Origin of the sequence: Sutterella faecalis (genome assembly GCF_006337085.1) — a bacterium.
Lineage (GTDB): Bacteria > Pseudomonadota > Gammaproteobacteria > Burkholderiales > Burkholderiaceae_F > Sutterella > Sutterella faecalis.
The window spans coordinates 1,164,312-1,177,663 of sequence record NZ_CP040882.1 but is presented as its reverse complement, the minus strand read 5'-3'; the positions used below and the strand labels follow the sequence as shown (position 1 = coordinate 1,177,663).

13 protein-coding genes are annotated in these 13,352 nt (G+C 54.7%); 6 read left to right on the top strand and 7 right to left on the bottom strand.

Going from position 1 to position 13,352, the window contains the following annotated elements; all coding sequences use genetic code 11:
- Positions 1 to 56 precede the first annotated feature (56 nt).
- Complete coding sequence (locus tag FG381_RS04660; protein WP_322618361.1) at positions 57 to 683, top strand: MATE family efflux transporter; 627 nt, start codon at positions 57 to 59, stop codon at positions 681 to 683.
- A gap of 192 nt (positions 684 to 875) precedes the next feature.
- Positions 876 to 1,067: a helix-turn-helix domain-containing protein gene (locus FG381_RS12940; RefSeq protein ID WP_139687764.1), complete on the top strand. Its 192-nt coding sequence runs from the start codon at positions 876 to 878 to the stop codon at positions 1,065 to 1,067.
- A gap of 123 nt (positions 1,068 to 1,190) precedes the next feature.
- Here the strand turns inward: FG381_RS12940 and FG381_RS04650 are convergent, their stop codons facing one another.
- From FG381_RS04650 to FG381_RS04620, 7 genes are all read right to left on the bottom strand, one after another.
- The gene (locus FG381_RS04650) at positions 1,191 to 1,859 is read right to left on the bottom strand and encodes a winged helix-turn-helix domain-containing protein (protein WP_139687763.1); all 669 of its coding nucleotides are present in this window, start codon (positions 1,857 to 1,859) and stop codon (positions 1,191 to 1,193) included.
- Between the two features lie 441 nt (positions 1,860 to 2,300).
- Complete coding sequence (locus FG381_RS04645; RefSeq protein ID WP_139687762.1) at positions 2,301 to 3,194, bottom strand: DMT family transporter; 894 nt, start codon at positions 3,192 to 3,194, stop codon at positions 2,301 to 2,303.
- A 31-nt stretch (positions 3,195 to 3,225) separates the two neighbouring features.
- Positions 3,226 to 4,089, bottom strand: a complete 864-nt coding sequence (gene gluQRS, locus FG381_RS04640; protein ID WP_139687761.1) for a tRNA glutamyl-Q(34) synthetase GluQRS — start codon at positions 4,087 to 4,089, stop codon at positions 3,226 to 3,228.
- 64 nt (positions 4,090 to 4,153) lie between these two features.
- Complete coding sequence (locus tag FG381_RS04635) at positions 4,154 to 4,936, bottom strand: IclR family transcriptional regulator (RefSeq protein ID WP_139687760.1); 783 nt, start codon at positions 4,934 to 4,936, stop codon at positions 4,154 to 4,156.
- Between the two features lie 142 nt (positions 4,937 to 5,078).
- Positions 5,079 to 6,401: an NAD(P)/FAD-dependent oxidoreductase gene (locus FG381_RS04630; RefSeq protein ID WP_139687759.1), complete on the bottom strand. Its 1,323-nt coding sequence runs from the start codon at positions 6,399 to 6,401 to the stop codon at positions 5,079 to 5,081.
- 106 nt (positions 6,402 to 6,507) lie between these two features.
- Entirely contained in the window at positions 6,508 to 8,037 is a 1,530-nt protein-coding gene (locus tag FG381_RS04625; RefSeq protein ID WP_226960203.1) for a BCCT family transporter, read from the bottom strand.
- 121 nt (positions 8,038 to 8,158) lie between these two features.
- Positions 8,159 to 9,685, bottom strand: a complete 1,527-nt coding sequence (locus FG381_RS04620; RefSeq protein ID WP_165697836.1) for a BCCT family transporter — start codon at positions 9,683 to 9,685, stop codon at positions 8,159 to 8,161.
- 540 nt (positions 9,686 to 10,225) lie between these two features.
- Between FG381_RS04620 and FG381_RS04615 the strand changes: the two genes are divergently transcribed.
- The 4 genes from FG381_RS04615 (at position 10,226) to FG381_RS04600 (ending at position 13,256) form a co-directional block, all read left to right on the top strand.
- Positions 10,226 to 10,612 carry a RidA family protein gene (locus tag FG381_RS04615; RefSeq protein ID WP_139687756.1) on the top strand — a complete coding sequence of 129 codons (387 nt, stop codon included), beginning with the start codon at positions 10,226 to 10,228 and terminating at the stop codon, positions 10,610 to 10,612.
- 84 nt (positions 10,613 to 10,696) lie between these two features.
- Positions 10,697 to 11,749 carry a proline racemase family protein gene (locus tag FG381_RS04610; RefSeq protein ID WP_139687755.1) on the top strand — a complete coding sequence of 351 codons (1,053 nt, stop codon included), beginning with the start codon at positions 10,697 to 10,699 and terminating at the stop codon, positions 11,747 to 11,749.
- 222 nt (positions 11,750 to 11,971) lie between these two features.
- Positions 11,972 to 12,409, top strand: coding sequence for an MFS transporter (locus tag FG381_RS12850; protein WP_165697835.1), 438 nt, complete (start codon positions 11,972 to 11,974; stop codon positions 12,407 to 12,409).
- Positions 12,366 to 13,256, top strand: coding sequence for an MFS transporter (locus FG381_RS04600; RefSeq protein ID WP_165697834.1), 891 nt, complete (start codon positions 12,366 to 12,368; stop codon positions 13,254 to 13,256). The genes FG381_RS12850 and FG381_RS04600 overlap by 44 nt, the downstream gene beginning before the upstream one ends.
- The last annotated feature ends 96 nt before the right edge of the window (positions 13,257 to 13,352 follow it).

Genomic DNA, 13,352 nt, shown 5'->3' with positions numbered 1-13,352 from the left:
CATCTCCAGGTCATCAAATCGTAGCCAACCTTGTTTACCTTTACTATGTTTTACCTTTGGTTATAGGTTTGGCCGGGACTGTGCTGGTATCGCAATGCCTTGGGGCAAAACAACCGCAGCAAGCCAGAAATTTATCTTTGCGGGTACTGAAGGTAGCCGGACTCTGTGCTCTTTTACTAGGAACTGTGAGTATCTTGTTCCGAGAGGAAATTGCTAATCTCTACTCGAATGATCCGCAAGTTGTCGGCTGGGCGGTTGCCATTATTGGGTATGCGGCGATTTATCACTTCTTCGATGCCATGCAGGTCGCGGGAAACTGCCTTTTAAGGGGCTATCAGATTACATTCCTGCCGATGGTGGTGCATGCGCTGATGACCTGTTGCGGCGGTCTCGGCGTCGGATACATTCTCGCCTACCAGGGAATAGCTTTCATCAAGCCGCTTGGGCTCCAGGGGTTCTGGATCGGCTCCTGTGTCGGCCTCGCTCTTGCAGCGTTTTTCATTGTGCCTTTTGCTGTGAGGACCGCCAATGTTCAAGCTCATCGATCCAGATGGGATCTCCGGATACAGAAGCCTCATCGGAGAAGGCTCGCATCGACCACTGCGATGCGAGGCAGCTTGAGATTTTTAAAAATCCGCCGCTTGATGGATTGCCTCTTGCAGAACTGGAAGAGCAAAGAATAGAAGAATCCTTTTTGTTGATAAATGTCAAAAGAAAGCTGAAAAGCCCTTGGTTTATATCAGGAATCGAGGGCTTTTTATCATGCCTCCTTAAAGATATGGTAGGTTTATATCAAGATGATCAGGAGAGATTTTAAATCTCTAAATATCAATATATCATCTTTATATCAACACCCTGATAAATAAGGAGTCATCATGAATGGATGTACATTAAGGAATATTCGGGCTCAGCTGAATATTTCTCAGGAAGACCTGGCCAGAATTCTGCGCGTATCGCTTCTTCTGGTTTCTGAATGGGAGCACGATCAGCAAGCTATCCCCGAATATGTTGCAGCATATCTCGAGCGGGTCTCTGCCCAAGGCTTCGATAGCTTCGTCTGTCCGTAAGATTTAAGTGGTCTAACTACGAAGGATGGGTAAAATGAAGCGAAAACGTCCAAAGAAATCAAGCGAAACCGTTGGTAAAAAAAAGGGTGGCCTGACAGCCACCCTTTTTTGTTAAGGAGTTAGTCAATATGCTGTTTTTTTGAATCCGAGAGAGTCTGCATTAAGCCAAATAGCATTTTTGACACGCTGCTGCAACGATGATTCATTTTCATCGCATGAAACAGAGGATGCCGGTACATTCTCTTCAGCATTATGTTTCCAATATTGACTGGATCTGTCGTTTCCCTCCATCACAGGGCTGTTAGCCGCACCTAAATGGTGCGGGGTAACGGGGGTGACTATAGATTCTCCCTGTTCATCAATGGTTGGCGCTACTTTGTCCGAAGCGGATTTCTCTGGTGTTGGATCAGAGTATTTGGATTCTGCCGGCTGCTCTGGAATATATGAAGTCGTCTCGTTTTCTTCAAGAAGTTCTACAGGAGCAACAAGACAATAACCGCGTTTGTTGACGGTCTTGATATATTCGATTGATTCCTTTGATGGCCTTCCATCACGTAGAACTTTTCTAAGTTCGAAAATTTTTTGGGTAATTGCCTGATCAGTAACGAAGCTTCTCGTCCATACATTTGAAGCTAACTCATCACGGGAAATTACGACATTAGGCCGTCTTGCAAAATAGAGAAGAGTGTCAATAAGACGTGGAGGCAAGACGTGTGAATGTCCGGATCGGCTGATGGTGTTGTTGGCAGAACTTAGTTCCCATTCTCCGATCAGCCATTTTTCATTGATCATGATGACAAACTCCTTGGGGAACCTGTCAGTTATTGTTGATCTTGTATTCCCGCTACAGTTGATATCTGAATGTTAAATAGAAACAAGGTCAATACAAATTAGTATAAATACCTAATCATTTTAAATTTCCCTGTTTACATAGGTATCTTGGGGTCTCGATTGATTCTTCTGAGAAATTTATCTGATTTCTGATAAATAAAGTAATAACCGCCGTATAAATCCTGCATAAACTCTGTAAAATTTACTAAAAAATGATATTTAAATTATCATAATTATTAAAATTACGAAACTTGATCAAGTTCTAACTGCATGAAAACATGCAGGTTTGTTTGTTTTTAAGACGTTCTTAGATTGCTGATGAAGAGCAGGGGAGTCAATAGAACGTTTAACAGTGTTTCAAGTGACGGCTGAAATTAAGGAAAAGTGTTGGCTTTTGGGTCTTCAACTGGAGTTCTTTACGTTCGACAACGCAGGTCGTCTCTCGGCTTGAATCCGCAGTACCGAAGCCGTCATCCCGGCAAGCGTCACAATCGCCATGCCGAGGAGCGAGATGAAGTCGAGCGACTCGCCGAAGAAGATGAGTCCGAAGATCACGGCGAACGGGATGCCTGCAAACTGGTAGACGGAATTGAGGAGCGGATGACCATAGGTCCATCCGATCGTGAGGCAGAGCTGCGCGCCGGTGGCGGCAGCGCCGATCCCGATGATGAGGAGAATCCCGTGAAGGGTATGAGGGGAAAAGCCCGTCACTGCAGAGGCAATAAGGCCCGCGAGCGTTCCCGTGAGCGTGAAGTAGAAGACAATGCGCTCCGGAGGTTCGGCATGCCGGGAGAGATCCCGGATCATGAAGTCAGCGCCGCCCCCGGTGAGGCCGACCAGTACGCCCGCGAACGCGCCGATCAATTCCTCCTCCGGAAAGTCCGGTCTCAGAATAAGCAGCACGCCGCCGAAGCCCACTGCAACCGCAAAAAGCAAAGGCTTCTCGAGCTTTTGCCGCGCGAAGGCGGCCGAGATGGAAAGAAAGAGACAGAACCAGAGGGGCGACGAGTACGTGAAGGTCTGAGCGGTGCCAAGCGGCAGAACGGAGAGCGTATAGACGCCGAGCGTGATGCAGGTCGTGCCGATCGCGCATCGAATGAGATGGCGCCAGGGATGCGTGGTCGCGAGCGAAATATGCTTCTCTTTCAGGATGACGCCGCAGAGGGCGACGCCGAAGAGGCTCCGGTAGAAGATGATTTCCCAGACGGAGTAGAAGTCCGAGGCCATCTTGACGAGAAGCGCGACGACCGCAAAAAGGAAGGTCGCGAGGAGCATCCAGAGAGACTGGCGGACCATGAGAAGTTCTCCTTCACTTAGAGAAGAGCAGTTATCGACACCAGCGTTCCGCCCAGAGGGGAAGCGCAGCGCGGAGGTAGCCTTCCGGGTTTTCGGCGCCGATAATGGGAATTCCAAGATGGCGGCCGGCGGCTTCAAGCGCGTCGAGCGGATTCGAAACATCTACTGGAGTGGCGCCCGCCTGCTTGGAGAGCTTTTCTCCCTCGTTATTGAGAACAAGGGGAATATGCATGTAGCGGGAAGGCGTTCCGCCGAGCGCGCGCGTGAGGAGAATCTGACGAGGCGTATTGTCAACGAGGTCGGCGCCGCGCACGATGTCGGTGACGCCTGAAAAAAGATCGTCCGCGACGACTGCAAGCTGATAGGCCCAGAGTCCGTCGGCGCGCTTCAGAATAAAGTCGCCGACCTCACGTTCGACATCCTGGGAGAACTCTCCAAGGCGGCGGTCATGGAAGGAAATGGTTCCTGACGGCACGCGGAATCTGAGCGCCCGGACGGGTTTGCCGTGAGTGCCCTCACGGCAGGTTCCGGGATAGACCCCTTTGGGAAGGCCGAGACGAAGGTCCTCGGCAAAGATTTCCTTTCGCGAGCAGGCGCAGCCGTAGACGAGGCCAAGTTCCTGAAGGCGCCTGAGCGCCTCTTCATAGGCGGAATAGCGATCGTGCTGCCAGAGAACGGGTTCGTCCGACTCCATGCCGAAGCGCTTCAGATCTTCGATGAAGCTTTCTCCTGCGCCGGGAATGTCCCGCGGCGGATCAATATCCTCAATGCGCAGAAGCCACGTTCCCTCGTGCGCGCGCGCATCGAGCCAGCTCGCCAGCGCAGCGGCAAGGCTTCCGGCATGAAGCCGGCCGGTGGGAGAGGGAGCAAAACGGCCGCGGTAGTTCGAAGGCATCTGGGCAGTCAGAAGACATGAGTGTGCAACGGATGAATTTTAAAGCGGCCGATTCAACGAGGATTTAAAAGACTGCAGCCCCGAGGCGCTGGGAAATCTGACGGGCGGCTTCAAGGAGTTCCTTCTTTGCGGCTTCCTGTATTTCCGGCGAAAAACGCATGACCGGGAAAGAGACCGAGATGGCTGCGCATGCCCGGTTGCTGCTGTCGAGAATGGCGGCAGAGAGGCAGCGAATGCCGTCGTACTGCTCTTCATCGTCGTCCTCAATGCGGTTGGCGCGGATTTCATCGATGCGGCCGAGAATGTCGGGGAGCTTCTGCTTGTCTTCGGCAGAACCTTCCAAACGAATGGCGGTTTCCACGCGGGCGCGGTCGTCCGGTGAGGCAAAGGCCAGATAGATGCGTCCGGAAGCAGAAGAGGGAATGGAAAAGGAGCTTCCGAGCTGCACGTCCTGGCGCAGAGCCTGAGGAGAAACGAGCTTGTCAATGACGAGCATGGAGGGGCCCGACGGAACCGTAAGATTGACGGTTTCTCCAAGCACATTGCGCAGATGCTCTTCAAAGGGGCGCGCCACCTTCACTAGGCTTGTCTGTTCAACAACCCGGCTTGCGATTGAAAAAAGCTTGAAGGAAAGCGAATAGCGGCCGCGGCGCTTTTCCTGCACGACGTAGCCGCGGTCGAGAAGCGTGAGCAGGAACCGATGCACCGTTGTTTTGGGCAGTCCCATTGCAGCGGCGAGTTCGTTGAGATCCCAGCTGTCCTGTGTGGAAAGAATCTCCAGAAGATCGCAGAGTTTTTCAACAGAACCAATGGTGTAGTACTTCTTTTCGCGGTTAGTTTCGGTCACAGGTAGTATCTCCTGGGTAATTTGGGCCGGGCTTCCTTTATGTCTGATCCGATGCTAAGCAGTCCGCTCTGGGGATGCCTTGCTTGCAGATCAGATTTTAGAAGCCCCGGCCTCAATGATGGTCTTTCCCTGAGTTCAGGCTTTAGACCTCGCCCTGGGCGTTGGCGTTTTCCCACCAGAGACGCACGGTAGCGCCCATAGTGCAGATGAAGTTGGGCGGGAGCCAGGAGGGCTTCTTGTCGTGCTGCATGTAGCTGAGTTCCTCGCTTCTCATGCCGTTCGCCCACTCGGCAAGGTAGTAGCCCATCGTGAAGACCTTGCAGATGCCTGCGCCTTCACCGACGCCTGCATAGAAAACGTTCCCGGAACGGCCGAAGACCGGCTTCGAATTCATCGTGAGGTGAATCATGCCGCCCCAGACATATTCGAAATTGACATGCGTGTGAAGCGGGAAGCGGTTGTTGAAGGCCTTTCTGAGAAGCGTCTGCGACCGACGGATCTGTTCGGGCGAGCAGGTGTAGTAGGTGCCGTAGAGAAGGCCGTTGCGCACGAAGAGTCTCCTGTCCTTCGTGAGGCGGACCGTCGTGCCGGCAGAATTCGCAGCCGTCACGCCCCAGGGAACGACGCCTTCAAAAGCCTTCATTTCAGAATCCGTCAGTTGGCGGGAAAGCGCGCCGTAGGAAATGATCGGGCAGAAGCGATGATCGACGAGGCCCAGCTCCTGCAGGAAGGGACCTGCAGTAACAATAACGGCGTTGGTACGGATTGTGCGACCGTTCAGGAGCTTCACGATGGCGTGGTTGCTGCGGTCCTCGATCTGCATTACCGGGCACTTCTCGAAAACGTGCACGTTGGGCTTGAGAGACGTGAAGAGAGCGCGGATCACATCGGCGGGATTCACGAGCACGGAGCCGGGATTGAAGATGGCGCGCGAATAGTATTTCGTGCCGAGTCGACGGGCGAGCTCCTTAGCATCGACGTCCTCATAGGGGACGTTCATGTTGTCGAGAATTTCCCTGTCGTGGTCGAGAATCTTCCAGAAGCGCTTTTCGTAGGCCGCAAGGTATTTGCCGTGTTCGTTCCAGTCCACGTCGAGGTTGTTCGCCTTGATTTCGCGGCGCATCGTGTTGATCGCGTGCATGTTGAGGCGCACCGTCCACTTTTCGTCTTCAGGCGTAGAGACGTCGTCGCCGAACTTGTGCGGCACGTCGATGAGAAAGCCCGCATTCTTGCCGGAATCGTTTGCACCGATGCGGATCGCTTCAAATACGGCAATCCGGGCGTTCGGGAAAAGCTCCTGCAGGCGCAGCGCCGCACCGTATCCGCCGTAGCCGGCACCGACGACCACATAGTCGTAGTCATCGCGGATTTCCTCTTCCTGATTGAAGAGATGGTTCTTGTATTTGGAGGTTTCGAGCCAGCCGCTGACGCCGAGTTCTGCGGGATAGATATTGACTTCTTTCATTTTAATATCCTTAAATACTGAATTAAATTACGGCATACCGTAATCTGAGTTTTGTTTCGTTCCACTTGAAGAAGTGGAACGGCTGGTTTGAGGTTGGTTGAGAGGATTAGCGCTTGAATTCCGAAACCATGCGGTTGGATTCGCAGAGGGTGCAGTAGACGTAGGCGATGACGATGAGAGAAATCGGGAGTCCCACAATCGTGAACATGCCGCGGACGCTGTCTGCCCCGCCTGAAGCAACGAGCAGGTAGCCGATCACGCCGAAGGAAACGCCCCAGATCACCTTGAGCCAGCGCGGAGCTTCATCCTCGACGCCGAGATTTTTGGTTGAGAGCGTGGCCATCGTGCCGGTGATGGAGTCGGCCATGGTAGAGAAGGAGAAGAAGACCGCGATGATGAAGAAGACGGCAAGGATGCGGGCGAAAGGCATGGAGTCGAGGATGGTGAAGATCGTCACTTCAAGGCCCTTCGTGTTGACCATCTGCCAGACATCCATTGTTCCCGAGTACTGGAGCCAGACCGTGGCGCCGCCCCAGATGGCAATCCAGACGATGCAGAAGAGGCTCGGGGCGCCGATGTTCATCAGGATGAACTGACGCACGGTGCGGCCTCGTCCGAGGCGAGCGAGGAAGAGACCGATGATGGGGGCGTAGACGAAGAACGCAGCCATGAACTGGATGATCCAGGACTTCGACCATGTTTCCCCTTCGGTCATCGTCGGGAGGATCACGCTGTGCTCGAAGAAGCGGTTGAAGAGCTGCCCGAGCGATTCCGTGCCGAGGTCGAGGACGAAGAGCGTGGGACCGGCAACGAGCACATAGATCATGAGGCCGATGAAGACCATCGTGCAGAAGCTCGAGAGAATGCGCATGCCCTTCTTGATGCCAGTGAGGCACGAGATGACGTATACGCAGACCATGGCACCGGCGATGGCGAGGCCGGTGACGTTGTTGACCGGGATGCCGAAGAAGAAGTCGAGGCCGCTGTTGATCTGCATGATGCCGACCGCCATTGAACAGGCAAGGGCTCCGACGATGCAGATGAGCGAGAGTGCCGTGATGAAGGTCTTGATTGTCGGAAAGAGCGAGGATCGGACGTAGGGCTCGAAGATCGACGTGATCGAAATCGAACTTTTGCGGTTGTACGCCATGAGTGCAATGCCGACGGCGCAGATCGAGTACATCGCATATTGAGCGATGGTCCAGTGAAGCATCGTCTGGGAGACGGCGAAGATGCCTGCTTCCCTCGACATCGCAGCGGCGCCGGCAGCTGCCGGGGGCGCGGCCATGTGGAAAATGGGTTCGCCCATGGCCCAGAAGAGAATGCCGGTGCCGATGCCGCCCTTGAGCGACATCGAGAACCATTGCCACGTGGTGTACTCGGGTTTGGCGCCAGGCCCGCCGATTACAATGTCGCCCGCCTTGGAGAAGGCAAGACCCGCCACGATGAGAACGATCAGGAGGGAAAAGAGAACGAGCCACCATCCGAAGTTGAGGGAGACCCAGTCGAGCCCCTTGTTGAGAAAGGCCCCGAATTCCTTCTGGTTGAGGATCCCGCAGATGATCACTCCTACAGCGATCAGATAGCTGGGCCAGAAGATGCCTTTGGCAAGTTCTGTTTTTTTCGATTTAATCATGATTTTGGAAATTTAATACTGTATTGCGGGATATCATCCCGAAAATTAAATAGAAGGAAAGGCGAAGAGTGCATGGTCCGGGTTGCTTCTCCTTGGAGGGTGAAAAGGGATGGAGTTTGGTTTAGAAATGTCTGGCGAAAAGACGCGTGCTGCGGGTGAGCAGGAACCACATGTAGAGCATGAGGAGCGTCGCAGTCGGAATGCCGATGATCGAAAAGAGGCTTCTCACTGACACGATGCCGCCCGAGACGATGAGGATATAAGCGCTTGTCGTGATGGCGCAGCCCCAGAAAATCTTGAGCGAGCGCGGCGGATGATCGTCAACCGAAAGATTTTTCGAAGAGCAGATCGCCATGGTGCCGGTAATCGCGTCGCACATCGTGGCAAGAGAGAAGAAGACTGCGCAGCAGAAGATGATGGTGAGGAACCGGCTCCCCGGGAGCAGCGTGAATAGTGAGAAGATGGTGCTTTCCATTCCGTGCTCGTTCACGTAAGCCCAGATGTCGAGGGTTCCGCTCCATTGCGTTTCGATTGCCATGCCGGCCCAGACCGCGATCCAGAGAATGCAGAAGGCAGAGGGCGCCACGATGTTCATCCAGATGAATTCCCGAACGGTGCGTCCGCGGGCGAGGCGCGCGAGGAAGAGGCCGAGCACAGGTGCGTAGACAAAGAAGGATGCAGTGAACTGAATGTTCCAGTCGCGCGACCACGTCTCTCCGGGAACCATGACCGGCAGAATCAGCGAATGCTCAATGAAGTCGTTGAGGAACATGCCGAAAGAGGAAACGCCCAGATCGGCAATGAAGCGCGTGGGGCCGAGCGCGAGCACCCAGAGCATGAGAAAGATGAAGATTGCCGTGCAGATGCGGGAAATCCAGCTTAATCCCCGGTGGATGCCGAGAAGCGACGAAGTGAGGAATACGCCGCCCAGCACGAGATCAATCAGAAGCCAGGAAGATGCGCTTGAATTGAAGAGTTCCAGGTGTTCGAGCCCCGATGCGATCTGAAGGAGACCCACGCCGAGGGAGCAGCTGACGGCGCCTGCGATGCAGCAGAGCGAAGTGGCGTGAATGATTGTTGCGACGAAGCGGTAGAGCTTTGGCGGAAGAAGGCCATTCAGAAACGATGTAATGGAAAGGTGGCGGCCGAAGTTGTAGGCCAGAATGCCGATGACGAGTCCGGAGAGCGAATACATGGCGTATTGGCCTACCGTCCAGTGAATCATCGTCTGGGAAACGGCAAAGATCGCTGCCTCGCGGCTGAAGGGAGCCGCTTGGGCGCCGGCGGGAGGCATCGCAAAATGAAAGATGGGTTCGCCCATCGCCCAGAAAAGAATGCCCGTGCCGATGCAGCCGTTCAATGCCACGACGAACCATGTCGTTCGGGAAAAGTCGGGCCGGGCATTTTCGCCGCCGAGACGAATGTCGCCGAAGCGCGTGAAGCTGATCCCGAGGGTCACCAGAATGATGAGGAGCGAAAAGAGGAGAAAGAAGGCGCCGAAATAGGAGGAAACCCATTCGAGAGCGGTCCTCAGCGAATCGCCGAGCGTTTCTTCGCTCGTGAAGCCGAGCGCAATGAAGCCTGTAGTGATGGCGCAGGCGGGCACCAGGGCCCCCCAGCGCACTTCCGTTTTCTGTTGTTGTTGCATGGCTTTCATTTGTGTACCGCATTGTGGTTTCAAATACCGAAATAAATCTTATGCGTTGAAGGCGACCCTCTCAATAAGGGTTACCCCGCAGAAAAATAGATTCAAAGGTATTTATATCGATTTAGTCAAATCGGATGAGGCATGTTTGCAATGCAGTGCTTACTAGGGATGCATTCCACTCAACAGGTGTGAGTTTATTAAATACCCATAAAAACAATGGTTATTTCGCATTAATTATTCGGATTGGCCGCAACTTTGGTCCCGAAGGCGCGGAGAATCCCGGTCATCAGAGCGGATGAGGCGGTGAGGAGGCTTCCGGGGGCTCGATCCGCCAACGAAGTACTGGCAAGGACGTGTCCTCATTGGGAATATAGGCAATAAAATACAGGAAAAACAAAATAATTAAATATTGCTCAGCGGGCAAATAACCTGCCTGAGAAACCGCATCAAGGGTAAATACCTATATCAAATTTTCACTGCCCGGCGCTAATCTGATTTTAAGAAAACGGTACAACGTACCGTTATACGGAACGCAAGAAAATGACGAAATTCAGCATTGCAGCATCCCCGGCGGCGCCTAAGGCGCTCGGTCACTACGTACAGGGCGTGAGGTCCGGAAATCTGATCATCACTTCGGGACAAATCCCCCTGGTGCCGGAAACGGGGGCGCTCGTGAAGGAACCGGCAGAAGCCATGAGGCAGGTTTTGAGCAATCTCACTGCGATTGTGGAAGATGCGGGCGGCAGCAAGGACACGATCGCGCGGGTCGACATCTACGTCACGGATCTCAAGGATTTCCCTGCCATGAATGCTGCCTATGCGGAATTTTTCGGCACCCACAAGCCGGCCCGCTTCTGTGCAGAAGTGAAGGGGCTTCCCGCAGGCGCGGTTCTCGAAGCGTCGGTCATGGCTTTTGCCGCGGATTGATTTTTTCTTCATCCTCTTCGGGTGGCTCATCCGCAGAGGAGGTGACGGGGTGAATTCCCTCAAAATTCTCAAAAGGAGAACATTATGAGCTTCAAGCGAGTGATCAACTGTGTTGAAACCCACTCGGGAGAACCGATGCGCGTCGTGACGGGCGGCGTTCCGCCGCTCAAGGGCGACTCGGCCTACGAACAGATGTGCTATCTGCGCGAGCACGATGATGCGCTGCGCAAGTTCCTTCTGCGCGAACCGCGCGGCTATCCGCCCCTTTGCTGCAACATCATCGTCCCGACGAAGAATCCGAAGGCGAAGGCGGGCTACATCATCATGGAGCAGGTCGAATATCCGCTGATGTCCGGCGGCAATACGATCTCTGTTGCCACTGTTCTGCTTGAGACCGGCATGATCCCGATGCAGGAGCCGGTGACGGAATTCATGCTCGAAGCCCCGGCCGGTCTGATCGGCATCCGCGCGGAGTGCCACAACGGCAAGGTGACGCAGGTTACCTTCAAGAACGTCCCTGCCTTTGCAGCCTACATCGACAAGGAAATCGATGTTCCGCATCTCGGCAAGGTCAAGGTCGACGTTGCCTGGGGCGGCATGTGGTACGTGATTGCCGACGTTCGTCAGTTCAAGGGCCTTGAGCTCAAGCCTGAAATGGGGCGTGAAATCACCCGAGTTTCCTCGCTCATTCTCCGCGCAGCTCAGGATCAGCTCCCGGTTCATCACCCGGACTATCCGGATGTCGGCATTACGATTTCCCAGCTTTCCGGCCCGACCACGAATCCGAATGCCGACTGGAAGAATGCGGTGACGGTTGCGAGCGGTGCCGTTGACTTCGACAATCCGTCGACCTGGATCGGTGCGCTCGACCGCTGCCCCTGCGGCACCGGCACCTGCGCCAAGATGGCGACCCTTTACGCCAAGGGCCAGCTCAAGATCGGCGAGAAGTTCCGTCATGAAGGCCTCCTCGGCATCGTCTACACGGGCGAACTCGTTGAAGAGGTGAAGGTCGGCGACTACAACGCAGTGGTCCCGACGGTGGGCGGTCAATCCTGGATCTACGGATACAACAACCTGGTCCTCGATCCGACCGATCCCCTGACGGAGGGCTTTGTCATCGGCGACATCTGGGCTTGATAGCAGCCATTAAGGCGGTCCGGCGTTTTGAGTACGCCGGGCCGTACGGAGAGTTTTTTCCTCTTGGGACTGACGCTTGTCAGTCCTTTTTTTTTCGGGGCGCAGCTCGCCGAGGCGATGATTCTTTCCCTGAGCTCATGACGGGCTATGAATCGCAATGCACAATCTGAGGTTGGCCGGGAAAATCTTTCTTTCGCCCGGCGCCTCTGAATGCATTTCCCCATGACCCAATCAGATCTGAAGAGCCCTCCAAAGCTCACGGACGGCATGCTGCTCGCCGCGGTTGCGACGCTTGGTCCCTTTGCCGCCAACACCTACGTGCCGGCCTTCGGGGATATTGAGCGCGATTTCGGCGTCTCCGCCATTGCGGTGCAGCAGTCGCTTTCGCTTTATCTCCTCGCTTTTGCCTGTGCATCGCTTCTGATTGGCGCGCTTTCCGATGCTTTTGGACGACGTCGGGTACTGATTGCCGCAACACTTATTTTTGCGCTCGCTTCAATCGGGTGCATGTTCTCAACTTCCATTGAGGTGCTGTACGGCTGGCGTTTTCTGATGGGGCTCTGCGCGTCCGCGGGACCGGTGATTTCTCAGGCCATTGTGCGCGTCCGCGGGACCGGTGATTTCTCAGGCCATTGTGCGCGACCGCTGGCAGGGGGTTGAAGCCGCAAAGATTCTCGCCCTCATTGCAATTCTTTTCGGCGTTGGTCCCTGCATGGCTCCGATTGTCGGGGGCGAACTGACTGTCCTTTTCGGCTGGCGCTTCGTCTTCGCGTTTCTCGCATTCTTCGGCGCTCTGCTTGCCCTCATTGTGATCATCTTTCTCCGGGAGACATTGCCGGAAGATCGCCGCACCTCCTTCCGACCGGCCTCCACCCTCATGAATTACGGGAAGGTGCTCCGCAACCCCGCTTTCGTTGCAGGGGTTCTCGCGCATGGGTTCTGCTTCATGGGACTCATCGTCTATTCCGCGGGCGCCGCCGACTTCGTGATTCACGTGATGAAGCTTCGGGTCGATCAGTTCGGGCTCCTGATGGTGCCGATTGTCGGCGTCTCAATGCTGGGCGCCTGGATGGGGCCTTCCCTCATGGAAAAATTCGGGACAAGAAAGCTGATTTTCGGCGGCATTTCGCTTTTGATTCTCTCGGGATTTTCCGGCGCTCTGGTCGAATGGGTTCATCCCCTGACTTTCCCGCTCCTGCTTCTTCCGCCGCTGCTTTACAACCTCGCAGCGGCCGCGATTCGTCCGGCGATCAACGTGATGAATCTCGACTATTTCCCGAAGAACCGCGGGCTCGCCGCTTCCGTGCAGCAGGTATCGCTTACAGGCGCCTTCGGGATTTCTTCCGCGGTCCTCGTGCCTCTTGTAATGGGGGAAGCCTGGAAATACTGCCTCGTCATGCTTTTCTCGAGCGTCGTCATGCTTCTCCTCTGGTTCATTGTGGAAAAGAAGAGGGATGAGTATCTGCCGCCCGAGGCCAGAGCCGGCGCGCTTGCCGCAAAAGGCTAGCGTTCCCGGGATGAACCTCAGCGCATCCGTTCAAAAGAAAAGAGGAGGCGGTTCCTGCGTCATGCTGCAGGAGCCGCCTCCTTGCTATTTGGGAAA